The following is a 24,417-nucleotide window of genomic DNA, read 5'->3' on the forward strand; positions in this document are numbered from 1 at the left end:
TGTACTTCTTTTTTATTTTACTAGAAAAAACGCATGAAATGAACGATTTTTCGTTATTTCATGCGTTTTTTGTTAGAGACTTTTGTCACAGCCCCCTTCCTACCCTTTTTAATTGTTTTTTTGCCACTGAATATTGGCTTCACAGTAAAGCTGCTGGCCAATTCTGATTTCATGACGGGTTTTGATTTCATCATCAAGGATGACTTTCTCAACATGGCTTTCAATTTCTACACCATATTCCACTTCTTTATCAAAACGGACATTGACTTCTTTGAGAGTATATTCTGTTAAAAAGTCTAGTCCTAATATGTCAATCATCCAATTGAAATAAACAGAATTATTAACATGATGATTGCTATCAATATCATAATAACGAACGCGATACGGTAGCATCTCACCCGTTTCGATTTTTTCAATCACTGGATAACGTTTAATTTTTTTGATTTTTTCACTTTCAAAAGGCAAAATGACTTCTTCAGGAACGCTGCTCATCTTACGAGTTTCTATGTTCATTAAAGCAAAAACTGTTTCAATCATCACTAATTCTTCGCCGGCTTCATTATGAAACCAAAAATTCCGATAGCAAAAATATTTATTATAACTTGTTGCTTTGGTAGAAACTTTAATATTTTCACCTACTTTTGGCAAGCGATTAATTTTAATTTGATAAGTCGTAATCACCCAAGTTAAGCCAAAAGTATGTACAAAATCGGCTCCGCGATTTAAAGAGTCACTTTGATCTTCGGAAACTTTTACCGCAATACTTAACATTGCTGGAAAAGTCATTCTTTGATTCACATCACATTCATAATAAGTTACTTCATGATTTTCGGTAAAACGTTGTGCCACGCAGCCACCAACTTTCTAAATAAATTAATAACTTAAATTATACCTTAAAATAAATAAAAAAGTTGAGATTTTTGACAGCAATCTCAACTTTTTATTTAATTCTTTATTTTTTAAGCTAAAGCGCCCATTGGATCCCATGGTGCTAGAACGGTTGGTGCTGCTTCAAATGCCGCTAATTGTTCTGGTGTTAAAAATTCTTTACGAATAACAATTTGATAAGTGTATTCATCCATCCAAGCATCACTCATAACGAAGAAACCTTTATCACCAACTTTTTCTCCCCAGCTGTTTTCAACTTTCCATTTAGTTGATTGACCATCAACTACATCAACACCAGTTAAAACCATCGCGTGAGTCATTAAGCTTTCCCCGTAATCTAAACGTTCAGCTTTGGTCATAGCAAAACTCATATCAAATAAGTTCTCCATATCATAAGCATCTAAAGCCATAATTCCTGAATCACGGGTGGACGATTGGCCAACATCACAACCGAACCAAATTGATTCGCCTTGTTCTAATTGTGCCACGGCTAATTTTTTGAAAGTTGCCATATCAACATTTAAATATTTCACTTCAGTGCCACCAACTACATTACCTAACATTTCAACCGTATAAGATTTATTGTAAGGTTTATCAGCGGTTGGTGCATTGATAATGCTGACATATTCATTTAAATCAACCCCAACATATTTTTCATAAAAACTTTGTGGTGTTAAATTACGATCCAAATGATAATTCTTTTCTTCATCACGATATTCAAAATCAAAAGTTGTCGGCGGTGTCCCTAAAGACGTTGCTAAAAAGTTATAAATTTCTTGCAACATGCCTTCACGAGCCGTTTGAATTTCAGCTTCAGCAGCGCCAGCTGCTACTAAATTCCGTAAAGTTACAGCATCTTTTCGCAATTTTTTATTTAAATATTTATTTAAATCACGAGAGTTAGAGCTGTTTTTACTTTCTGGCATGGCTGTTTTGGGAACAATTCCGTACTTTTGAAAAATAGAAACGATCATATCCCACTGACCACCGTCTTGTTGCGGTGTCGCTAAAAGAAAGGCAACTTTGCGGCTCGTTAAATCTTCTTTAGCTGTTGCCAAAACATTTTCATAGAAATAGTTAGCTTTTTCATATTTATCCCAGAAAAAAGTATAGTTTTGTGAAAGTTCGAAGTCTTTTAAATTAAAACTATTAATTAATTTATGTCTAAAAGTATTTAAAGCCGCAAACATCCAGCAACGGCCTGATTGCATTTGATTAGCAACTTTACCTGTTGCAATATCCACAGAATAAACAGGTACATTATTTCTTAAAGCTGCTACCGTTTCGCCACTAGCAGCGATCCCATTTTTGACAACTGCCCCTTGAATAACTTGTTGCTTAGTATTTTCATTGAATTCAGATAAAAACTTTTCCGTTAATGTTGGTTTAATTTCCATTAAAAATAGCCCTCTTTCTTACTTTTTTACGTCAAAGACCATTTTACTCTTAGTATTTAAATAACTCAAGTCAGAGAATGTCCTCGTTAAATTGCTTTGGCAGAAATAAAAAAATAAAAGACTTGCAATTTTTATTTTTTGTATTATAGTTAGTAATACAAGCGATACAGATAATACAAATAACAGAAAGTGGTGAGGAAATGATTTTAGAAATTTCTAATTACTCAGAAGTCCCGATTTATAAGCAATTACGCGATCAAATTATTTTAGGAATCGCAAAAGGCGAATTAGCTGCCGGTGAACAATTACCCTCAGTCCGCTTATTAGCAGATGAAATTGGTGTCAACACTATGACCATTTCAAAAGCTTACAATTTATTAAAAGAAGAGGGTTATTTATTAACTGACCGACGTTTAGGAACAAAAGTTGCTACTTTTGAACCAGCTAAAACAGCTTATCCTCAAAAATTAGCTGATCAATTAGCTTTAATCTTAGCTGAAAGCAGTATTCAGCGCTATTCAGAAACCGATATTTTGGCAGAGGTCACAAATATTTTAACGCAATTTCGAAAGGATGATCTAAAATGACAATATTAATTCTTATCATGATTCCGGTCTGGTTAATTATGGGCTTCACTCAAATGATTCCTGCTAAACCTCATAATCGGGTAATTCTTGAAAATACTTTACCAAAAGATAAATTACAAGATCCAAAAGTTTTAGCTTTAGCTAAAGAATATAAAAAATCAATTGCTTTCATCACTGCTGGTGGTATGCTTTTAACCTTATTATCAGCATTAATTCCCTATGATTCTTTATTAATGACTGGCTTCTTTATACTACTTATTGGTGCAATTGGAGTTTACTATTTTTGTTTAATCACTTATATTCGTAAAATGCGGACTTTGATTGTCGAAAACCATTGGGAGTTACCAACGGAAGCAATTATTGTTGATACAAAAATTATTCAAGAAAAAAACCGCAAAATTCTACCATTTACGTGGTTGATTGCTTGTTTAGTTTTATCGCTTATTTTAGCTAGCCTTAATTTCTTTATTGGTTCCTGGATAGATGGCCTTGGAGCTAGCGCCGCTTGCATTATTATGTGGAGTATTTTTGCGATTTCTTACTATTACATTAGTCGCTTTCCCATTAAATCTTTATCTGATGACTCTCAGTTAAATCTACAATATAATGACTTAACAAAATATTACTGGTCTTTAAGTATGGTCGTAATGTGCTTTGCTTTTCTGCCAATTACGATGGTTCCGATGGCTTTAACAAGTTTCTCTAACCAAACAAGTTTAATCTTTAGTGGCGTATTGCTAATTGCTATTTTGGTAGGTTGCTTCTTTTCTATTCGTTGTTTATTTGTTTTACGGAAAAAACAAGATCAACTTTTACAACAAATACCTCATCAACGCTATGTCGGTGAAGATCAATATTGGCGTTATGGCCTTTATTATAATCCTGATGACACTCGTTTAATGGTACCGGATCGGGTTGGTTTTAATATCGGTATGAATATGGCGCGACCAATCGCAAAAGTATTTATGGGAGTTATCAGCGTTTTTGTAACTGGTCTTTTAATTTTCGTTACGCTACCTTTGTTTTTTTATGATTTTAGTCCCACTGCTATGCAGCTGGATATCAGCCAAACAACCGTTACGATTTCAGCTCCATTAACGAAAACTAGTAAAATTCCTTTAAATAAAATCGAAGAAGTCCAGCTTCTTGATGATATCCCGAAAGATTCCGTTAGAGTGAACGGAACAGGTACAGAGAATTATGCGGTTGGTTCCTTTAGAGTAAAAAATAAACCTGCAACTTTTCTTGTTAATACTAAAAAAGCACCTATTTTAAAAATCACCACTTCCGAACGCGATTATTACTTTACGAGTAATCTGCCTGATGCTACACAAGAATATTTAGTAACCATCGAAGAGATGCTTGCAAAATAAACTTACAAGCGCTAATACCAGCAATTTTTTATTGCAATGGTATTAGCGCTTTTTGAAAGCAAAAAAAGAAAGCGTTGACAGCGAACGTTTTCAATCTTATAATTGAATCTATAAAAAGGAATTTACTGATTCAATTTGGATAGTGATTGTATATATTGCAAGCTAAACCTGTAGGAATCAAAGATATGACTCATTCGTCTACTCTTTGACCATCCTCCAGGTTTTTTGTGTGTAAAAAGCTGCAGATTTTTATTTGCTTTATCCATAATCTACTATTTTAGTTAAGCTACTTGGTTCCTTTTTGTTTTTGTAAAGTGGAATTAAATAATATTGGGGGATTCATTTATGAAAAAATTCAGTAAGTATGTTTCACTATTTTCAGTACCACTTCTTTTAGCTGCTTGTAGTCAAAATGGCGGTCAAACAGAAGAATCTAAAGAATCTGAAGCGGTTAAATACACCGTTGAAGAGAAAAAAGAAGGAGATGTTACTTATTTATTAGTAACTAATCCTAACGATGGCGCTGTTTTAGGTTATTTGAAAGATGGCGGCGTTTCTTTACTGGAAGAAACTAGCGACAATGCAACTTATGCTTTTAAAGATATGAATGGCAATGAAAAATTAGATGTTTGGGAAGATTGGCGTAAAGACGTTGACGCTCGGGCAAAATCTTTATCTGAAGAATTAACTAAAGAACAAATTGCTGGTTTAATGCTTTTCAGTAGTCATGAACGTAATCCTGAAGATGGTTTAACAGAAGACCAACAAACTTATTTAAAAGATAGTCATTTAAGAAATGTTTTAAACGCTGGTGGTAACGATGTTACAGCCGCTGTTAATTGGAATAATGAAATGCAAGCTTACGTGGAAGAATTAGCTGCTGAAGAAGGTTCGGCTTTATTACCAGTTAACTTCAGTTCTGACCCTCGTAGTACAGCGGGCTCTGATGCTGCTTACAATGCTGAAGGCGATGATATCTCTCGTTGGCCATCAAACTTAGGTTTGGCAGCAACTTTTAATCCCGATACAATGTTGACTTTCTCTAAAGCTGCTTCTGAAGAATATCGCGCAATGGGGATTGCAACTGCCTTAGGCCCACAAATCGAGTTAGCAACTGAACCTCGTTGGTTACGGGTTGACGGAACTTTCGGTGAAAATACTGCCCTAGCAACTGATATGGCAAAAGCTTATGCTGATGGCTCTCAATCTTCTTTCGATGCTGATGGCAACGATCTTGGATGGGGTAAAGATTCTATTCATGCAATGGTGAAACATTTCCCTGGCGACGGTATGGGCGAAGGCGGTCGTGAAGCTCATATGAATAGTGGTAAATACGCTGTTTATCCAGGTGAAAACTTTGAAGAACATTTAATTCCATTTTTAGATGGCGCTATGAATTTGGACGGTAAAACCGAAGCAGCTACAGCTGTTATGAGTTCATACTCTATCGCTATTGATAAAGATGGCAACCCACTATTTGGCACAGAAATGGGTTCTGCTTACGATAAAGATAAAATTGATATTTTACGTAAAGATAATAACTACGAAGGCGTAATCTGTACTGACTGGGCGGTTACTTCTGCACCAACTGATCCAACCAACTTAATGGGCTTAGGAACTGCTTGGGGGGCTGAAAAATTAACTATTCCAGAACGCCACTTTGAAATTCTTAAAACCGGCGTTGATATGTTCGGTGGTAACAACGATATCGTGCCTGTTTTAGAAGCTTACGATATGTGGGACGAAGCCTATGAAAAAGGTGATCTTGAAATTACTGCTGAAGAACGTTTCCGTCAATCAGGTGAACGTTTAGTTAAAATGTTAATGTTACCTGGCTCATTTGAAAATCCTTATTTATCATTAGAAGAATCAACTGCGATTGTTGGTAGTGAAGACAAACGTACTGATGGTTATCAAGCACAATTAGATTCAATCATTATGCTTAAAAATGAAGACGAAACAATTACAGCTAGCAAAGATGTTGAAAAAGACTTCCAAGATAAAGTTGTTTATATTCCAAGTTCTATTCATAATAACTTTGCAACTGTCTTTGGTGAAGGCAATCAAACTGCTGAGCCAACCATGAATGTTGAAATCGCTGAAAATTACTTTAAAGAAGTTTTAACTGACGAACCTGTTAAAGATGGCGACAACGTTACTGGTTTTAAAGCACCTGATTTGAAAAATGTGGACATGATTATTGTCGGCATGAGTAGTCCTGATAATGGTAGTCCATTTAGTTCAGCTGGTTTACAAGATGGCGAAGCTTACCCTCTATCATTACAATACGGTACTTATACTGCTGATGGCGAACATGTTCGTAAAGACTCAATTAGTGGCGACACTAAAGAAGACGGCACAAAAGAAAACCGCAGCTACTTCGGTAAAACTTCTACTATTAGCAACAGCTATGATTTAGAAGCTTTCCAAAATGCACAAAAACAAGCAGCTGAAATCGAAAAAGAAACTGGTAAAAAAATCCCAGTTATCGTTGTTTTAAAAGCGAAAAACCCTGTAATTGTTAGCGAATTTGAAAAAGACGCTGATGCAATCGTTACTGGTTTCTCTGTTAGCGATCAAGCTTACTTCGATATCATTTTAGGTAAACAAGAACCTCAAGGCTTGCTACCTATGCAATTCCCAGCTGATATGGATACTGTTGAAGCGCAATTGGAAGATGTCGGTCAAGATATGACGCCTTACAAAGACAGCGTTGGCAACAGTTATGACTTTGGTTATGGTTTAAATTACAAAGGTGTAATTTCTGACGAACGTACTAAAAAATATGTAACTGAATAATTAACGGAACACACAAAAAGAGTGAGACAAAATTTTGTCTCACTCTTTTTTTAACATGAAGAACGGGGAATATAACTAGTTCCCACTTCAATTTTAAAAGGAATCGGTGGCTTTTCGTTAGTTAATAATTGTAAAGTATCAACTGCGTGGCTTCCCATCCATTCCGTATAAACTTTAACAGTACTTAATGGTGGATTGACATATTTTGCCACACTAACATCATTAAAACCAATCAAGGCGATTTTTTCAGGAACGGGAACTTGTAACTCTTGTAATGCCCGCAAAGCACCAATCGCAATGGCATCATTGGCAGCAAAAAATGCCCGCGGCCAGTCTTTTTCAGTTGTCAAAAAGTTTTTCATCACTTGATAGCCTGATTCAACGGAAAAATCAGCTTGTAAATGCCATTTTTCTTGATATTGCTTCGTTTCTGTTAAGCGTGTTTTAAAATATTGAAAACGATCGTCTTTCACAACTTCATGAGAAGTTTTAGTTTTTTCAACGCCGGCAATCATGCCGATATCACGATAACCTTTTTCTTCAAAAGCTGTCAAAACTTGTTGAATCGCCTGTTGGAAATCAACAACAATTGAAGAATAACCTTCTTTTGTGCCGTTATAATCAACAAAAAGTAGTGGTTCACTGGTGGCAGTTAACTTTTCTACTTCCAGTTGATCGAATTTCCCTACGGCAATAATGCCATCACAAGCGGCTTCGGAAATTTCTTGTAAGTTTTCTTTTAAAATAGTAATGCCTAATTCTTCCGCCCGCTTTTCAATTCCTAAGCGAATCGATAAATAGTATAAATCTTCTAATTCTTCGGTGGCATCATACCATTGCACCAATTTGAAGCGCAGTTGGCTAACCACTTTTTTCTTTTGATGTTTCGTATAGTTCATTGCTTCAGCAACTTCAAAAATTTTCCGCTTCGTTTCATCCCCAACAGAAAGTTCTGGATCGTAATTCAAAACTCGTGAAACTGTCGCTGGTGAAACACCGGCTTGTTCTGCTATATCTTTAATCGTTGCCAAAGAAATCCCTCCATACAAATAACTTGATAAAAATTCGTCTTAACCTAAGGATGCAATAAAGCGTTGGAACGCCGCTTGACCTTCGACGCTGCGCTTAAAGACACCGGCATCTTCTAAAACGCGCAAGAAAACATTACCGACTTCCCCTTGCACTAAAGCTTCAACATTTTCTGCTGTATAAGCATGTTTTGCTTGTAAACTAGTCGCCCATGCTTGATGATAGTCAGCCATTTCATGGGGCTGATTTAAAAGAAATTTCTCAACTTCCTTCAATTCTTCACTTAAACGTGGTGGCAAAATCGCCAAGCCCATGACTTCAATCAAACCGATATTTTCTTTTTTAATATTTTGCACATCTGGATGGGGATGAAAAATCCCATCTGGATACGTTTCTGAAACATTATTATCTCTTAAAACTAAATCTAATTCAAATAGATTTTGATTTTTGCGAGCAATTGGCGTAATCGTATGATGGGGTGTGCCATCGGCTGAATGAGCCACTACATCCACACTTGCATCGGAATAATTCCGCCAACTTTCTAAAATAAACTCGCCAGCGTTAACTAAATCCTGTTTGTTTTCACTTTGTAAACGAATCACTGACATTGGCCATTTAACGATGCCGGCTTTCACATTAGCAAAACCTAACAAAGAAAATTCTTTTTCGATAGCAGCTTTTGCCATGGGAAAATCATGGCGCCCCGCCTGATAATGATCGTGGGATAAAATCGACCCGCCAACAATCGGCAGATCTGCATTGGAGCCTACAAAATAATGAGGTAAAACTTCAATAATATTTAATAAGCGTTGGAAGCTTTCCCGATTAATTTTCATGGGGCGATGTTCTTCCGATAAAACAATCGCATGTTCATTGTAATAAGCGTATGGGGAATATTGAAAGCCCCAGCTTTCCCCCGCTAAATTCATGCGAATAATGCGATGATTCCGCCGCGCTGGATAATTCAGGCGACCTAAATAGCCTTCATTTTCCATACATAACATACATTTAGGATAGTTCACCTTGACTGCGGTCAATTCTGCCGCAATTTGCTTCGGATCTTTTTCGGGTTTTGACATATTAATGGTAATTTCCAGCGTACCATATTCACTTTCAGCTGGAAACTCAATATTTTTGGCAATCGCTCGGGTTTTAATGTAATCATTATTTTTACTTAATTCATAAAAATAATCCGTCGCTTTTTGCGGTGATTCTTCATAATGTTTGGCAAAAAAAGCATTCACAACAGAAGGTGGTGGCGTTAATAAATCCATTAACTGTCCTTCTAAAATTTCTCGTTCTGCTTGCAAATCGCCAATCTTTTCATTTTTAAGGGCTTGTTCAATTAATTCATCTAATAAAGTCACTGAAGATTTTGCTAAATAGGCTGCTGTTACTTCTTCATCAGCTAAAGCATCTTCGCCAATTAATGACAGCACTTGATTCTGCAAATAAATTCGATCCATTTCCATCCAGCCGCCTGATTTCAGTGCTAACTGAACAAAAGCCTGTGTTGCTTGACTTACAGTCATAATCCTTTACCTCGAGTTCTTATTAATATATTCATTTAATAAAAACGGAAAAGATTGGTTTTTTCGCCAATCTCTCCGTATTTTTACTTACAATTATTTTTTATCATCATAACCATTGGGACGGGCTAAATGCCATTTCCAAGCGGATGCAATGATTTCTTCGATTTCAGTATATTGCGGTTGCCAACCTAAAACTTCTTTGGTTTTTTGGCTAGAAGCGATTAATGTTCCGGGGTCCCCTGCTCGTCTTGGCATCACTTTTGCAGGAATTTCCCGATGAGTAACTTTACGAGCAGCAGCTAACATTTCTTTCACTGAATAACCATTGTTACTACCTAAATTAAAGGTATTACTTTGATTGCCGGCTTTTAAATACTCTAACGCTAAAATATGAGCGGCGATTAAATCTTCCACTTGCACATAATCACGGATACATGTGCCATCTGGCGTATCGTAATCATCGCCGAAAATCCCTAACTCTTTTCGTTGCCCTAAAGCCACTTGTAAAATAATCGGTACTAAATGTGTTTCAGGATCATGATCTTCGCCAATCGAAGCATCACTCTTAGCACCTGCCACATTGAAATAGCGTAAAGCGACATATTTCATGCCATAAGCTTGATCGCACCATTTCATCATTTTTTCCATCGTTAATTTACTTTCCCCGTAAGGATTTTTCGGATTAGTTGGCGTTGTTTCGCTAATTGGCGTTTCTTCAGGCTCTCCGTAAGTTGCCGCCGTAGAAGAAAAGACGATATGTTTCACATCAAATTCTGCCATCACTTCTAACAAAATTTGCATGCCATAAATATTATTATTAAAGTATTTCAAAGGATTTTCAACCGATTCTCCAACTAATGAACTGGCTGCAAAATGCAGAATACCATCAATTTTTTCTTTTTCAAAAACTGATTGCATAAAAGTTTTATCCCGCAAATCTCCTTCGTAAAAAGTCGCTGATTGATGAACCGCTAAGCGATGACCAGTCAATAAATTATCTACCACCACAACATCATAGCCTTTGTTCACCAATTGGTCAACCGCGTGGGAACCAATATAACCGGCACCACCAAGAACTAAAATTTTCATTTAAAAACCTCCAGCTTACTTCGATTTTTTGTTTTTTAAAGTTTTCTCGCACCATCATCAATGCTGGCTTTATAAAATTCAGCAGCATAGCCAATTTCTTTTTGATAAACAGCACCAACATTAGCAATGAAATCATCTAACTGGCTTTCTTTTACTAAAGCAATCGCGCAGCCACCAAAACCAGCTCCGGTCATACGGGCCCCTAAGACTCCAGATTGCGCTTGAGCAGCCGCCACCAAAGTATCTAACTCAATACCGGTTACTTCGTAATCGTGTTTTAAAGAGTGATGAGAAGCGTTTAACAACTCGCCAAAAGTAGTTAAATCACCAGCCACTAAAGCGGCTTTCGCTTTTAAAGTCCGTTGATTTTCTGTTACCGCATGTTTTGCCCGTTTAATTAATGTTTCATCGCCAATCAAATCTTGATTAGCAGCAAAAGTCGCTTCATCTAATTCTCCCAAAGCTTGAATCGTCAATTTGCTTTGTAGGCGTTTTAAAGCTTCTTCACATTCACTACGGCGTTCGTTATATTTGGAATCGGCTAATTCACGGCGTTTTTTTGTATTCATAATCGCAATAACATATTCACCAAAAGCCGCTGGCACCAATTCGTATTTTAAAGTGTTGGTATCTAATAAAATCGCTTGGTCCTTTTTCCCCATACCAATCGCAAATTGGTCCATAATCCCTGAGTTAACACCCATAAATTCATTTTCAACTTTTTTACCAGTTTTTACTAAATCTAACATTTCAATTCCTAAAGCAAACTGGTCATTTAAAATCACGCCGGTTAAAAGTTCAATGGAAGCGGAAGAAGATAAACCTGAAGCATTAGGAATCGTTCCGTAGTATAAAATATCTAAGCCCGCATCAATCACGCTACCTGCTTCTTGCAAAAATTTAATCATCCCTTTTGGATAATTCGTCCAATTATCGGCTTTACGATAAGTTAAATCTGCCAAATCGACTTCAATAATTCCGAACTCTGCAAAATTTTCAGAGTAAAAACGGAATTTTTTATCTTGCCGTTTTTTCGCTAAACCATACGTGCCAATCGTAATTGAAGCTGGAAAAACATGACCACCATTATAATCGGTATGTTCACCAATTAAGTTAATTCTTCCCGGTGCAAAATACTCCCCAGTTGCTGCTTCACCAAAAACTGTTAAAAACTTTTCTTGCAAATCCATTGCCTTCACGCTCCTCATTCATTTTATTGTAATAATTTTTTACTTATTCATCCGCGGTTAAATCATTTAGTAAACTCATTATAAAATATTTACTAAATATTTACAAGAGGTTTTTGTAAAGGTTTTCCAAAAATTCCGAACAACAAAAAAAATCGTATGAAAGCAATCACTTACCTTCATACGATTTATTATTTTCAGACTATTCAATAGGACTTAAGCTTGATATTCTGCCAAAGGTTGATAAGTGATGACTTTCATCGCCCGATAAAACTCAGCAGGAAGATTTTTCCAAGAACTAATTAATTTTTGGAAAAAAGATTTTTCGGCTTTAATTTGGTATTCATTTAAGGTGTAGCCGAAGGATTTTTCACAATCCTCACTTACTAATTGATTAAACTCTTGTAACGCCTCTTCTTTGCTATCTTCCACTAAAACCGTGTCGATTTCAATATAAGAACCTTCAATATTTTTTGTTTGTTCAATAAAATAAAGGGTTTTTGTTTCCTCCACTACTTTTCACCTCTTTTGTTTAAAATTAAATAACTTTCGATATTTATATCTTACCTGTTAAATATTAACTTTCTGTGAACAAAATCTTTTCTTTTAGTGATTCTTTTTCGGTAAGGTAATTTTCATGGTGGTTCCTTGATTTTCTTGGCTTTCTACATCAATTTCCCCTTGATAAATATCCACTACTTGTTTCGCTAAAGCCAACCCCAAACCGTTACCTTTCGTTTTGCGGGCGGTATCTCCTTGATAAAATTTATCAAAAATCCGCACTATCGTTTCTTTGTTCATGCCAATGCCGCTGTCTTTCACCAAAATTTCAACATTTTCTTCATTTTCAGTCAAAAAGACTTCAATTTTCCCATCATCTTGATTATATTTAATGGCATTACTAATAATGTTTAGCCAAACTTGATAAAGAACTTCTTCATTTCCATAAAAGTAGCTTTTTTCTAAATCAATTTCCCACTCAAGATTGCGAGCTTCCCATTCTGGCTCTAAAAAGAGAATAACATTGCGGATTTGTTCATCTAAACGAAACTCTTTTTCTTCCAAGGTCATCCCTTGGGTTTCAACTTTCGTTAATTTCAAAATATTTTCAATTAAACGAGAAAGTTGATGGGTGCCATCCATAATCCGGGTTAAATATTCTTGCCGTTCACTTTCTGATAGCTGAGAATTTTGTAACAACTGCACATAACCACGAATGGTAGCAATTGGGGTTTTAAACTCATGAGATACACTACTAACAAAATCATCCCGCAGCGTTTCAATATTATTTAATTCCTTCACCATTGAATTGAAATCATGTAAAAGCTGTTGGACTTCGGCAACTTTTTCATCTTCATCAATTTGTATAGAAAAATCACCTTCAGCTACTTTACGCATTTCACTACTTAAACGAGAAATTGGTAATAAAATTTTTCGCCCTACGAAAATAGCTACACCTGTCCCTGAAACCACACTAAAAATTGCAAAGACATAAGTTAAGCGAATTGGTGAATTTTGATGGGTGATATATTGAAAATGAAACAAGATAAACGTTGCTACTGCAAAGAGAATCGCTGCCATCAACAATAATCCAAAAATCATGCAAGCAAAATAAATCCACAACTGAGAATAAATTTTCTTTTTCATCATTTAATTACCGCCTTATATCCTAAGCCACGAATCGTCATAATTTCAAAATCTACATCTGCTTGAAATTTATCACGTAGCCGTTTAATATGCACATCCACTGTTCGCTCATCACTTTCCGTATCCATCCCCCAAATCTCATCCATTAACTGTTGGCGAGTAAATATTTTATTGGGATAAGAAAGCAATTTATATAGAAGTAAAAATTCTTTTTGTGGTAATTCAATCGCTTGTTCTTCCACAATGACTTCATAAGTTTCTTGATTTAATACCGTTTTACCAATCGTTAGCTTTCGTTCATTAGCAATCCGCGCCCGCCGCAATAAAGCTTCTACTCGCAAAATCATTTCTTTCACGTCAATTGGCTTCACCATATAGTCGTCAATTCCTAAACCAAAGCCATAGCGTTTATCTTCAAAAGATTCTTTAGCGGTAATCACTAAAATTGGTAGCATAAAGCCGGCTTCCCGCAATTCTTTCGCTAATTCAAAACCGCTCATCTCAGGCATCATCACATCAGTAATAATTAAATCCACATGGTGATTATCTAAAGCTTCCAACGCTTCTAAACCATTCATTGTAGTAATCGTCATAAAACCTGCCGTCACTAAAACTGATTCATATAAAGCGTTTAAATTTTCATCGTCTTCAACAATTAATATTGTAATCATCTTTTTATCCCCTAAATTTTATTAATCTAGCTGCGCAGGCTTTGTTCGGGTGCAGAACAAGCCTGTTGCGCTTTTTATAATCATTTGCTATTGGAAATTTATTTATATCTTATATTATACAAAAAATGTTAACTTATTATGAATTTAAACAGTATTTTAGTTCATAAATAGTTAACAATGGACTATTATAGTATACATCAGCTACTTCGTACTAATAAACTATTATTAGGGAATAACTAAGTAGATTAGTGAAATAGGCCGGTTGATTTAGTCAGAACAATCGGTTTTAAGCTTTGCACACCTTAAAACGTGTGTTATTTTGATTAAATCCGCTCCTATTTCATTTATAAGTAGAAAATCTCGCGTTTTAACAGACGCAACTAGAAAAGGAGGATGTTTGAGAAAAATGCGACTGATGCTGTGAATCAATTTTGACGAATTTTCTCATTTCAGTCGCTTTTTCAAATGTTATACTTTTCTCAGTATAAAAACTTATTAACCCCGAGGCAACTCGTTAAACTATAAAATTTGGAGGATTAGCTATGTTAGAATTAAAAGATATAAAAAAACATTATAAAGTCGGCGACACGATAACCAAAGCCTTAGATGGCGTTTCCGTTTCTTTTCGGAAAAAAGAATTTGTAGCCATTTTAGGTCAAAGTGGTTCCGGCAAAACAACCATGTTAAATGTAATTGGTGGTCTGGATAACTACGATTCAGGTGACATGATTATTAACGGCAAATCCACCAAATCATTTAAAGATTCCGATTGGGATGCTTATCGAAATAATTCAATCGGCTTCGTCTTCCAAAGTTATAATTTAATCGGTCATTTAGGCATTATTGATAATGTTGAATTAGGTATGACTTTAAGTGGTGTTGATAAAGACACCAAAAGAAAAAAAGCTGAAGAAGCTTTAAACAGAGTTGGTTTAAAAGATCATATCCATAAAAAACCAAATCAACTTTCCGGCGGTCAAATGCAACGGGTGGCTATCGCCCGCGCTTTAGCTAACGATCCCGACATTTTACTTTGTGATGAACCCACTGGTGCCCTAGATTCTGAAACTAGTGTGCAAATCATGGAATTAATTCAAGAACTTTCAAAAGAAAAATTAGTGGTGATGGTTACCCACAATCCCGAGTTAGCTCATCAATACGCTGATCGCATCATTGAATTTTCAGATGGTCGCATCGTTAACGACTCTCGTCCCTACGAAGAAAGAGCAAAAGGCAACGAGTTTCAACTAAAACATACTAAAATGACTTTCTTAACTGCTTTACGTTTGTCATTCAATAATATTCGTACGAAAAAAGGACGGACTTTTCTAACTGCCTTTGCTTCTAGTATTGGGATTATCAGTATCGCAATTGTTTTAGCTCTTTCATCTGGTTTCCAAGCGCAAATTGATCAGACGCAAGCTGAAACTTTAGCGCAATTTCCAATTACAATTTCGCAAATTGCGACTGAACAAACAGCTTATCTGACACTTGATGAAAATGAAGAATATCCCGATAGCAAAAAAGTTATTGCAAAAACAAGTCAAGAAGATGCCGCACAACACATTAATAAAATCGACCAAGATTACGTTGACTATATTAAAGAGATTGACCCAGCTTTAAGTAATAATATCGGCTACTCACGTTCTGTTGCTATGAATTTACTACGAGATGTTGATGGCGAAATTAAACCAGTTAGCTTCTCTAATTATCAAGCCAACTCAGCCACAGCTTCTATGATGAACATGATGAGCAGCATGTCAGGAATGGAAGTTTCAACTTTCCCAACACAATTATCTGATGACGAAGGTAATTTTTTAGAAAAAAATTATGACGTTTTAGCAGGTAGTTATCCTAAAGCCGACACAGATGTAGTTTTAATCGTTGATGAAACCAATACAACAAATATCAATGCCTTAACTAATTTAGGTTTTGATGTAGAAAACGAAGATGAATTAGATTTTGACCAAATCGTTGGCACTAGCGTTAAATTAATTAAAAATGATGATTACTATCAAGAATTACCAACTGGTAATTTCGTTCCTTCAAATGATTACCAAGCCCTTTATGATAATAAAGACAATTGGACATTAACTGTTTCTGGTATTTTACGGGTGAAAGATAGTTCGCCAATGCGCTTATTGGCACCCGGAATTGCTTACAGCGATAAATTAAGTGAAAACCTAATTGCTGAAAATAAAGAATCAAAAATCGTTAAAGCTCAAGAAACTAGCGACGTTAACATTATGAACAACGAAGCTTTAGATGAAACAGGTAAAGAACAATTTATCGCCTACTTAGGTGGTAGCAGCTTACCAAACAGTATTTTCATTTATCCAAATGATTTTGCTGCTAAAGATGAAGTTTTAGCATATTTAGATGAATATAACGAAGGTAAAAAAGCTGATGACGAAATTATCTACAGTGATTTAGCTGGTACGATGACTGAATTAACTGGTGGATTAATGGACGCCATCACTTATGTTTTAATTGCTTTTGCCGGTATTTCTTTAGTAACTAGTATGATTATGATTAGTATTATTACTTATACTTCTGTCATTGAACGAACAAAAGAAATTGGTGTTTTAAAAGCCTTAGGGGCTCGTAAAAAAGATATTACTCGCGTTTTCGATGCAGAAACTTGTATTTTAGGAATCGCTTCAGGAACATTAGGGGTTGTGATTGCTTGGTTAGCTACTTTCCCAATCAACAGCGTCCTTTACAATATGACTGAATTAGAAAATGTTGCTTCTCTAAATCCAGTGCATGCTGTGATTTTAATTGTTGTTAGTACCGTTTTAACCATGTTAGGTGGTCACGTACCAGCCCGCATGGCAGCTAAAAAAGATGCAGCAATTGCTTTAAGAGCTGAGTAATATATAAAATAGCCGTTAACAAGTGCTCCTCCTAAGCCTTGTTAACGACTATTTTTTTATCTTAATAAATTGACAATATCTTTTTTAGAAGCACTTTTAGCTGGTAGCCAACTAAAGATAATTCCGATAGCAACCGATAAACCTAGCGCTAATAAAATCGTAAATAAATCTGGTTTAACACTAAATGGCGTTACCATACTAATCCCCTGGGCAAATAACATTCCAAAGGCATACCCGATAATCCCACCAAGTAAAGTTAACGTAATTCCTTCTAATAAAAACTGCATCATAATATTATTTTTCGTACCACCCATCGCTCGTCGAACACCAATTTCTTTCGTCCGTTCGGAAACCGAAATATAAATCATGTTCATCACGCCAATGCCTGAAATAAATAAGGAAATACCACCAATCGTTGAAACTAAAATCGTAATCCCCATCAATAAAGTTCGAATTTGGTCCACTTGGCCCGCTAAATCTTGACTGGTATATTTACCTAATTCTTTATTAGAACCATAATCTTCCAAATCTTTTTCAATTTTTTCAGTTACATCTTTAACAATGGCATTTTCTGTTAGTTTCACCATGATAACATCGCGATATTCCGTTGAAAAATAACTTTCATAAACATTTTCTGGTACTTCAGCTACAACATAATCTTCTTGAGTGGTCATAATACCACTATTTTCTCGCTCTTCCATAATGCCAACTACTTCAAAAAGCTGCCCTTGCAAAGTAATACTCTCGCCGATTAAAGTTGCTGGATATTCTTTACGAATCGCTTTGGCGGCTACTTCATCAATCACAATCACTTTATTTTCGTTTAAATAATCACTTTCTTTAATGCTCCGACCATAAATAACTTCAGAACCGTTACCTTTTAACAACTTAAAGCTGTTCCAACGGCCATCATTGCCGACTTCATCAATTGTTTGATCATTATATTTTACGCCATTTTTACCATCAGAATAATAAGCCACATCACTAACTCCCTTAATACTCTTTAAGCGATTAATATCTTCTTCCGTAAAACCATCTAAATTGGAATCATAAAAGTCATTACTTTTAGCTGAAAAGTTAAACTCAATACTACCATCAAATTGATCTAAACCAATCAGTTCAGAAGCATAATTCTCAAAACCACGACCAATTGAAAAAATCGTAATGACTGCTGAAATCCCAATAACTAAACCAATCATCGTTAAAAAGCTGCGGCGTTTATTTTTACCAATCGCTTTAATGGCTGTTTTCCAAACTTCACTAAACCGCATGTAAAACACCTTCTTCCAAAAGCTCGCCATCTTTAACCGTGATGACGCGTTTACAATACTCCGCTGCTTCACTATCATGAGTAACCATTAAAATCGTAACTTGCTCTTCTTCGTTTAACCGTTTGAACAAATTCATGATTTCTTCAGAAGTCCGACTGTCTAAAGCGCCAGTTGGTTCATCAGCAACGATAAATTTAGGATTTCCGACAATCGCTCTGGCAATCGCAACCCGTTGTTGTTGTCCACCAGAAAGTTGTTTCGGATATTTATTATATTTATCAGGAATACCAACTTTAGTTAAAGCTTCCATCACTAAATCTTTCACTTGTTTTTGCTTCATTCCTCCGTACAACAAAGGTAAAGCCACATTTTCAAAAACGGTATTATTATCAATTAATTGAAATGCTTGAAAAACAAAACCCACTGATTGGTTCCGTAAACGAGAAAGTTTATCATCATTGTAGCGATAAGCATCTTCCCCATTAAATTTATAGTCGCCTTCAAAATCACCATCTAAAAAACTAATGGTGTTAATTAAAGTTGATTTTCCTGAACCAGAAGGACCCATAATAGCTACAAATTCATGTTCTTGAATCTCTAAGCTGATATCTTTTAGGACTTGAACTTTTTCCTGGTCGAGTTTGTAAAATTTGTTGATATTTTTCATTACGATCATTCAGCAGCCACGTCCATTCCATCCTTGACATCTGTTACGTCTTTAATAATTTCATTACCTTCAGCAACGCCTTCTTTTACTAAATAGTAGCCGTTGATTTTTTCCACATTAACTGCTTGTTTTTTAGCTTTTTCTTTTTCAATAGTATAAACAAAAGTTGTTCCTTCAGCTTCTTCAACACTCGTTAAAGGTAAATGAATTTCATTTCGGGGAATTAAAATTTCCACGCTATACCCCACAGGAATAGCTTCATTAGGTTGTGCAATAAACTGATAATCAACTATACTAGCGGCACTAGCATCAAGGGCTTCATTAGGAACTTCAGCAACTTTAGTAATGCGCCCTTCCACTGCTTTATCTTGATTTACATACGCAACTGTAACTGTTTGATCAATCGTGATTTTTTCTTTGTCGTATTCTGTGACATCTCCTCTAATTTCAGATTCAATGCTTTTCAACACCATAACAGGTTTACTTATATCATTAACGGCATCCGAATTTAAAGACGTTACGATAGAATCGCGAGTGGCTTTAATTTTTTCGCCCCATTCATAAGTCACTAAAATGGTATCTTTCGTCACATGGTCCCCTTCGTTAACATGAATGGTGCGAACAGGACCTTTTTCAGGGGATAATAAAACCGTTTGGCTGGCAACTGATTGCACTTGGCCTTTTAAATGTAAAGGCGTTTGTTGTGCAACTTCATAAACTTCAACTATCGTTTTTGTGTTGTCGGCAGCATTTACACTGTTTTGGTACAAAAAAAAGGCACCTCCCGCAACTACTACAACACCTAAGCCAATTAAAATCTTTTTCTTCATTAATAAATTCCTCCATCAGTTTAATTAATTAGATAGCCATTTTTATTTGCTACCCACAGAATTGCTTTCCATAAGCAATCAAAAATTTAATCATTGCACCATCAAGCATAAAATAATCTGAATATTTTATCATCATCCTAAAGTCTTAGTTGTCCCTCAGACTTATTGATTAGGGTAAAGCCTTAATAGTTATGTTAATCCTTAAGTAAATAACTTTCTTTTTGAGGATAGATTGAACTTTTACAGAATTACCGCTACAATAAAAACAAAACTTTTTTCAAGTTTGCTTCATAAACTAAGAGAAAATAAAAAATAAACTGAGGAGTTTTTCCAAAATGAACAATACTGATAGCAAAAAAATTCAAGCCATCATTGCTGAAATCGAAAAAGTGATTTTTGGTAAACATGAAGTGATTCAACTGACTGTAGCTGCTTTATTAACTGGCGGCCACGTCTTATTTGAAGATGTGCCTGGTGTCGGAAAAACTAAAACTATTAAAGCCTTAGCTAAAACCTTAGGCAGTGATTTTTCACGGGTGCAATTTACGCCAGATTTATTGCCTAGCGATATTTTAGGAGTTTCAATTTTTAATCCGCAAACACAACAGTTTGAATTTCGAGAGGGCCCGGTTTTCACAACCGTTCTTTTAGTCGATGAAATTAATCGGGCAACGCCCCGGACGCAATCAGCTTTACTTGAAGCCATGTCAGAAAATCAAGTAACAATTGATAATCAAACTTATCCTTTAGCAGAAGATTTTTTTGTCTTAGCTACCCAAAATCCGTTGGAGTATGAAGGCACTTATCCTTTGCCAGAAGCCCAATTAGACCGCTTTTTATTCCGCCTGAAATTTGGTTATCCTAGTTTTAAAGAAGAGTTTAATTTACTAATGACTTCAAATACTAATCAAATGCAAAACATTAAACAAGTTTTACACCCCGCTGAATTGCAACAATTAAAACAAACCGTCAACGAAGTTTATATAGATAAACTGATTGTTCGTTATGCTTTACAGCTCGTTCACGCTAGTCGCAAACATCCCGAAGTGGCTTTAGGTATCAGTCCCCGCGGTGCCATCGCCTTTATTCAAGGGGCAAAAGCTTACGCTTTAACAGAAGGACGCCAATATGTTGTGCCACAAGATTTGCAAAAAATCTTACCGGCGGTTTTCGGTCATCGCTTGTTGTTAAAAAACAGTCGCAACGACTCTAACGCTGTAGAAGAAGTTTTACAACAGATTTTACGACAAGTCAGCGTTCCTGTTAGGAGAGAAAAATGAAATTAAAAAGCTGGCAGCAATTTTCCATTTGGCTTTTGCGTATCTTTATTTATCTGGCAATCAGCTTATACGCCATCTTAAGTAATAATCCTGTGGGTTGGAATTTATTTTTTCTGCTGCACTTCATTTTGCTAACGAGCGCGTTGCTTTACTTAACCTCTTTGAAAACCCTCAAAGCAGAAATAACTAGCCCACGTTATTTCTACGCGAAAAAGCCAACTACTCTAAATTTAACTTTATTAAAAGAAAAAAATGCCTTATTGCCAATTCCCCAATTGGAAATTCATTTTCCTAAATGGCTTAAACAATCAGTTGCTTATGTCTATTTTTTTAATGGTGTCCCTAAAGAAATCAAATTTACTTGGTCGCCACCAGCTAGAGGCGTTTATCAAGAATTGCAATTAACGCTAATTGCTCACGATTTATTTAACCTCTTTAGCAAAAAAATAAAAATTAACCTACCAGAAAATTACCTTGTATTACCAGGAGAACATTTACAAGGTAAAAGCTACGCCCAACAAGTTCAACAACAACTGCAACGCCAAAAATTCGGGCAAACAAATTATGCCATTAAAAATTTTCGACCTTATCAAAGTGGTGATTCCTTAAAGCATATTGACTGGAAGCTTTCCAGCAAGCAACAAGAGTTGTTATTTAAAGAATACGAAAGTGAAGGCGAAAATCAAATCGACCTTATCTTTTGGGGCAATAAAAGCAAAAATTTTGAAGGAGCGTTAAGCTTTTACTATACTTTTCAAGAGAATTTGCAACAAACCATCACAAGCCAACAATTATTAGTTAGTGAAACCGCCATTGTTTTACCAAAAAATACACCGGCTGTTTTCGCCACTTTAAAACCCTTTAAAGCAGTGCCAAAGCTACCAGATTTTTATCAAAAAAAGCTAATCATTATCGCTCCCAAAGAAGATTCACAATTAACTACGCAACTGACTCACTGGCAAAAAAACAATCAAATAACTTTTTATAACTATCAGAAAATAGCTCAAAATACCACCAAGAAACAAAGGAGAAAATATGCAGACAAAAATTAAACAGCAGTTTTTCCCAATTCTTCTAACTTGGATTAGTATTTCTTTAGTGATTAAACAATTTGCCTTAGCTTATGAACTAAGCGTCAGCTGGATAGTACCCTTTTTCATTTTAGGCATTTGCTTAATTGCCGCCTTTATCGAAAAATGGTGGTTGCAATTTCCCCTTTATAGCTTGAGTTATTTGTTAGGAACTTATTTATTTTTCCCAATGAACCAAAAATTTTCGCTAACTTGGTTGCGAGCATTTATTAGTGAATGGCAATTCGTTTTGCAGCAACTTTGGCAACGACAAGTTTATATTTTTCCCGAACAATTAGCTTGGAGCTTGTTGTTATTAACTTTTATTTTATTTATTCATGTTTTGATTAAGTTAAAAAAAGGACTAATTCCCTATCTTTTCATGATTAGTTATTTGTTAATCTTAGAAATGTTCAATCTTTTAAATTTACAACTAGACATTTTAATCGTAGTTGCTTGTGCCCTACTTTTTACTCTTGATCAGCGCACCAAAAAACAGGCTTCCAGCAAAGAAAACTTTAAAGCCATGCTTTTAGGAATTTTATTGCTAAGTGTAATTATTAGCGGCACTTATTTTTCTCCTATGGACCAGGTTAAACAGCAAATTATGACTTGGACCATCCCCATTAGAAATTACGCCAATCAACTAGGCTGGTATCAAGAAATTCAAGGCTACGGACAGCTGCAAGCAAAAACTGGCTATGGCGAAGACGATTATACTTTAGGCGGACCGATTACCGAAGATAACACGATTCTCTTTGAAGCTATTCAAAATCAAGCCCATTATTGGCGGGTGGAAAGTAAATACGAATACACCGGTAAAGGCTGGGGTTCCGCCAAAGAGTCGCTGGAAACAGTCAATAGTGAAAATTTCTTAAATTTAACTGTTACGCCTGACCATTTAAGTCATGAAACGAACTTGATTACCCTAAATTTTCAAGAAGATTTTGCTTTTTTACCCTTGCCTTATGGTCAAACTGTGATTGACAGTACTGCAGCAAACTTCCCCTTGAAATATTACGACGGCCAGCAACGGTTTGATTTTAAAACACTGGTTGATACGCTAACGCTGGAATGGCAAGCGGCTGATTATCAAAACAATGATTTATTAGCTGTTGACTGGCCATCATTTGATTTGCAAACTGCGAAAAGTTTTCGTCAATATTCAATGTTGCCAGCTCAACTACCAAAAAGAGTGTATGATTTAGCTTTAGAAATCACGCAAGGAAAAGAAACGCTACTTGAAAAGGTTCAAGCGACAGAAACTTTTCTTAAAAACAACCCTGATTTTCGTTATTCAAAAGTTGATGTAGATTATCCGGCAGCTGATGAAGACTATGTAGAGCATTTTCTTTTTGAAACTAAAGTTGGCTATTGTGATAACTTTTCTACAGCAATGGTCATTCTTTTACGCACACAAGGGATTCCTGCCCGTTGGACGAAAGGTTTTACAGCTGGTGAGCAGCAAGAAAAATTGGCAGATGGTTCTGCACGTTACGTGATTCGCAATAAAGATGCTCATTCTTGGGTAGAAGTTTATTTTGAAGGCTATGGCTGGCTGCCTTTTGATCCTACGCCAGGTTTCGATCAAGCAATTACTGCTACGCCAACCATCACTACTGAAACAACAACTTCTACTACTAGCCAGCAAACAAGTAGTACCACAACTGAAAGCAGTAGTACAACTACCACCAAACAAAGCACAGAAGAAAGTTCTGATTCAAAAGAAACAGTTAACAGGCGCGAAGAAAATTTCTTCACAAAAAATTTGTTATGGCTGCTGTTAATTATTATTTTTTCAGTGATTATCTTCTTTTTAGCAAAATATTACTTATATTTATTGATATTGTTGATTACTACTTTCAGCAAACACCCTTTATTGACGGGCTATCCGCTGATTTTGAAATATTTAGAGAGAAAAAAACCGCGACCAGCCAGTCAGACTTTACAACAATATGCTAAAAAATTTGAAAAAGCAGAAGTTAGATTAACAGGGAAATTTATGAAACTTACAGAAATTTACGAAGAAGCTTGTTACGGTCAAAATAATATCAATGCGGAAGAAAATAATTTACTATTAAAGCAAGTCGCTAAATTATTGAGTGAAAATAAAAGAGCAAACAACTAATGGAACTGCCACTATAATTAGATACAACTAAAAAGGAGCACCTCAAATTTGGTAAAATAAATTTGGAGGTGTTTTCTGATGTCAAAACATAATTTT

19 protein-coding genes are annotated in these 24,417 nt (G+C 35.6%); 7 read left to right on the forward strand and 12 right to left on the reverse strand.

The genetic code is table 11. The annotated features are described in order from the left end of the window. Positions 1–108: 108 nt before the first annotated feature. On the reverse strand, positions 109–849 hold the full coding sequence (locus M2139_RS12340; protein ID WP_280739169.1) for an acyl-ACP thioesterase domain-containing protein: 741 nt from the start codon (positions 847–849) through the stop codon (positions 109–111). 110 nt (positions 850–959) lie between these two features. Next, positions 960–2,285 carry a C1 family peptidase gene (locus M2139_RS12345; RefSeq protein ID WP_280739170.1) on the reverse strand — a complete coding sequence of 442 codons (1,326 nt, stop codon included), beginning with the start codon at positions 2,283–2,285 and terminating at the stop codon, positions 960–962. Positions 2,286–2,485: 200 nt separating this feature from the next. Between M2139_RS12345 and M2139_RS12350 the strand changes: the two genes are divergently transcribed. The 3 genes from M2139_RS12350 to M2139_RS12360 all read left to right on the forward strand — a co-directional run bounded on the left by M2139_RS12350 (position 2,486) and on the right by M2139_RS12360 (position 7,044). Next, positions 2,486–2,872, forward strand: a complete 387-nt coding sequence (locus M2139_RS12350) for a GntR family transcriptional regulator (protein WP_280739171.1) — start codon at positions 2,486–2,488, stop codon at positions 2,870–2,872. Further along, entirely contained in the window at positions 2,869–4,245 is a 1,377-nt protein-coding gene (locus tag M2139_RS12355) for a PH domain-containing protein (protein ID WP_280739172.1), read from the forward strand. The genes M2139_RS12350 and M2139_RS12355 overlap by 4 nt, the downstream gene beginning before the upstream one ends. A gap of 345 nt (positions 4,246–4,590) precedes the next feature. Beyond that, positions 4,591–7,044 carry a glycoside hydrolase family 3 N-terminal domain-containing protein gene (locus M2139_RS12360; RefSeq protein ID WP_280739173.1) on the forward strand — a complete coding sequence of 818 codons (2,454 nt, stop codon included), beginning with the start codon at positions 4,591–4,593 and terminating at the stop codon, positions 7,042–7,044. Positions 7,045–7,094: 50 nt separating this feature from the next. Here M2139_RS12360 and M2139_RS12365 read toward each other — a convergent pair whose 3' ends face one another. From M2139_RS12365 to M2139_RS12395, 7 genes are all read right to left on the reverse strand, one after another. Beyond that, positions 7,095–8,075 (reverse strand): LacI family DNA-binding transcriptional regulator, encoded by a 981-nt coding sequence (locus M2139_RS12365; RefSeq protein WP_280739174.1) that lies wholly within the window; start codon positions 8,073–8,075, stop codon positions 7,095–7,097. 39 nt (positions 8,076–8,114) lie between these two features. Further along, a complete protein-coding gene (galT, locus tag M2139_RS12370; protein WP_280739175.1) occupies positions 8,115–9,605 on the reverse strand; it encodes a UDP-glucose--hexose-1-phosphate uridylyltransferase in 1,491 nt (496 codons plus the stop codon). Between the two features lie 93 nt (positions 9,606–9,698). Next, on the reverse strand, positions 9,699–10,694 hold the full coding sequence (galE, locus tag M2139_RS12375; RefSeq protein WP_280739176.1) for a UDP-glucose 4-epimerase GalE: 996 nt from the start codon (positions 10,692–10,694) through the stop codon (positions 9,699–9,701). Between the two features lie 35 nt (positions 10,695–10,729). Then, positions 10,730–11,884 (reverse strand): galactokinase, encoded by a 1,155-nt coding sequence (locus M2139_RS12380; protein ID WP_280739177.1) that lies wholly within the window; start codon positions 11,882–11,884, stop codon positions 10,730–10,732. Positions 11,885–12,097: 213 nt separating this feature from the next. Continuing rightward, positions 12,098–12,394: a hypothetical protein gene (locus tag M2139_RS12385; protein WP_280739178.1), complete on the reverse strand. Its 297-nt coding sequence runs from the start codon at positions 12,392–12,394 to the stop codon at positions 12,098–12,100. A gap of 93 nt (positions 12,395–12,487) precedes the next feature. Then, positions 12,488–13,528 carry a HAMP domain-containing sensor histidine kinase gene (locus tag M2139_RS12390; protein ID WP_280739187.1) on the reverse strand — a complete coding sequence of 347 codons (1,041 nt, stop codon included), beginning with the start codon at positions 13,526–13,528 and terminating at the stop codon, positions 12,488–12,490. Further along, positions 13,528–14,199, reverse strand: coding sequence for a response regulator transcription factor (locus tag M2139_RS12395; RefSeq protein WP_280739179.1), 672 nt, complete (start codon positions 14,197–14,199; stop codon positions 13,528–13,530). The genes M2139_RS12390 and M2139_RS12395 overlap by 1 nt, the downstream gene beginning before the upstream one ends. 542 nt (positions 14,200–14,741) lie before the next feature. Between M2139_RS12395 and M2139_RS12400 the strand changes: the two genes are divergently transcribed. Continuing rightward, on the forward strand, positions 14,742–17,075 hold the full coding sequence (locus tag M2139_RS12400; protein ID WP_280739180.1) for an ABC transporter ATP-binding protein/permease: 2,334 nt from the start codon (positions 14,742–14,744) through the stop codon (positions 17,073–17,075). A gap of 56 nt (positions 17,076–17,131) precedes the next feature. Here the strand turns inward: M2139_RS12400 and M2139_RS12405 are convergent, their stop codons facing one another. From M2139_RS12405 to M2139_RS12415, 3 genes are read right to left on the reverse strand one after another with little or no spacing between them, the layout of a single operon-like run. After that, positions 17,132–18,346, reverse strand: a complete 1,215-nt coding sequence (locus M2139_RS12405; protein WP_280739181.1) for an ABC transporter permease — start codon at positions 18,344–18,346, stop codon at positions 17,132–17,134. Continuing rightward, positions 18,336–19,022 (reverse strand): ABC transporter ATP-binding protein, encoded by a 687-nt coding sequence (locus tag M2139_RS12410; protein ID WP_280739182.1) that lies wholly within the window; start codon positions 19,020–19,022, stop codon positions 18,336–18,338. Before M2139_RS12410 ends, M2139_RS12405 begins: the two co-directional genes overlap by 11 nt. Next, positions 19,019–19,843, reverse strand: coding sequence for an efflux RND transporter periplasmic adaptor subunit (locus M2139_RS12415; RefSeq protein WP_280739183.1), 825 nt, complete (start codon positions 19,841–19,843; stop codon positions 19,019–19,021). The genes M2139_RS12410 and M2139_RS12415 overlap by 4 nt, the downstream gene beginning before the upstream one ends. 335 nt (positions 19,844–20,178) lie before the next feature. Between M2139_RS12415 and M2139_RS12420 the strand changes: the two genes are divergently transcribed. From M2139_RS12420 to M2139_RS12430, 3 genes are read left to right on the forward strand one after another with little or no spacing between them, the layout of a single operon-like run. Beyond that, positions 20,179–21,123 carry a MoxR family ATPase gene (locus M2139_RS12420; RefSeq protein ID WP_280739184.1) on the forward strand — a complete coding sequence of 315 codons (945 nt, stop codon included), beginning with the start codon at positions 20,179–20,181 and terminating at the stop codon, positions 21,121–21,123. Then, complete coding sequence (locus M2139_RS12425; RefSeq protein ID WP_280739185.1) at positions 21,120–22,175, forward strand: DUF58 domain-containing protein; 1,056 nt, start codon at positions 21,120–21,122, stop codon at positions 22,173–22,175. Before M2139_RS12420 ends, M2139_RS12425 begins: the two co-directional genes overlap by 4 nt. Then, the gene (locus M2139_RS12430) at positions 22,159–24,321 is read left to right on the forward strand and encodes a transglutaminase domain-containing protein (protein WP_280739186.1); all 2,163 of its coding nucleotides are present in this window, start codon (positions 22,159–22,161) and stop codon (positions 24,319–24,321) included. Before M2139_RS12425 ends, M2139_RS12430 begins: the two co-directional genes overlap by 17 nt. Positions 24,322–24,417 lie beyond the last annotated feature (96 nt).

The organism is Enterococcus sp. PF1-24 (assembly GCF_029893325.1).
Classification (GTDB): Bacteria; Bacillota; Bacilli; order Lactobacillales; family Enterococcaceae; genus HY326.

Excerpts from the sequence above, each read along its gene's own strand:
- M2139_RS12395 (WP_280739179.1), bottom strand. The coding sequence starts at position 14,199 with ATGATTACAATATTAATTGTTGAAGACGATGAAAATTTAAACGCTTTA.
- M2139_RS12345 (WP_280739170.1), bottom strand. The coding sequence starts at position 2,285 with ATGGAAATTAAACCAACATTAACGGAAAAGTTTTTATCTGAATTCAAT.
- M2139_RS12405 (WP_280739181.1), bottom strand. The coding sequence starts at position 18,346 with ATGCGGTTTAGTGAAGTTTGGAAAACAGCCATTAAAGCGATTGGTAAA.
- M2139_RS12425 (WP_280739185.1), top strand. The coding sequence starts at position 21,120 with ATGAAATTAAAAAGCTGGCAGCAATTTTCCATTTGGCTTTTGCGTATC.
- M2139_RS12420 (WP_280739184.1), top strand. The coding sequence starts at position 20,179 with ATGAACAATACTGATAGCAAAAAAATTCAAGCCATCATTGCTGAAATC.
- M2139_RS12355 (WP_280739172.1), top strand. The coding sequence starts at position 2,869 with ATGACAATATTAATTCTTATCATGATTCCGGTCTGGTTAATTATGGGC.
- M2139_RS12390 (WP_280739187.1), bottom strand. The coding sequence starts at position 13,528 with ATGAAAAAGAAAATTTATTCTCAGTTGTGGATTTATTTTGCTTGCATG.
- M2139_RS12415 (WP_280739183.1), bottom strand. The coding sequence starts at position 19,843 with ATGAAGAAAAAGATTTTAATTGGCTTAGGTGTTGTAGTAGTTGCGGGA.
- M2139_RS12380 (WP_280739177.1), bottom strand. The coding sequence starts at position 11,884 with ATGGATTTGCAAGAAAAGTTTTTAACAGTTTTTGGTGAAGCAGCAACT.
- M2139_RS12350 (WP_280739171.1), top strand. The coding sequence starts at position 2,486 with ATGATTTTAGAAATTTCTAATTACTCAGAAGTCCCGATTTATAAGCAA.
- galT (WP_280739175.1), bottom strand. The coding sequence starts at position 9,605 with ATGACTGTAAGTCAAGCAACACAGGCTTTTGTTCAGTTAGCACTGAAA.
- M2139_RS12360 (WP_280739173.1), top strand. The coding sequence starts at position 4,591 with ATGAAAAAATTCAGTAAGTATGTTTCACTATTTTCAGTACCACTTCTT.
- M2139_RS12400 (WP_280739180.1), top strand. The coding sequence starts at position 14,742 with ATGTTAGAATTAAAAGATATAAAAAAACATTATAAAGTCGGCGACACG.
- galE (WP_280739176.1), bottom strand. The coding sequence starts at position 10,694 with ATGAAAATTTTAGTTCTTGGTGGTGCCGGTTATATTGGTTCCCACGCG.
- M2139_RS12430 (WP_280739186.1), top strand. The coding sequence starts at position 22,159 with ATGCAGACAAAAATTAAACAGCAGTTTTTCCCAATTCTTCTAACTTGG.
- M2139_RS12410 (WP_280739182.1), bottom strand. The coding sequence starts at position 19,022 with ATGATCGTAATGAAAAATATCAACAAATTTTACAAACTCGACCAGGAA.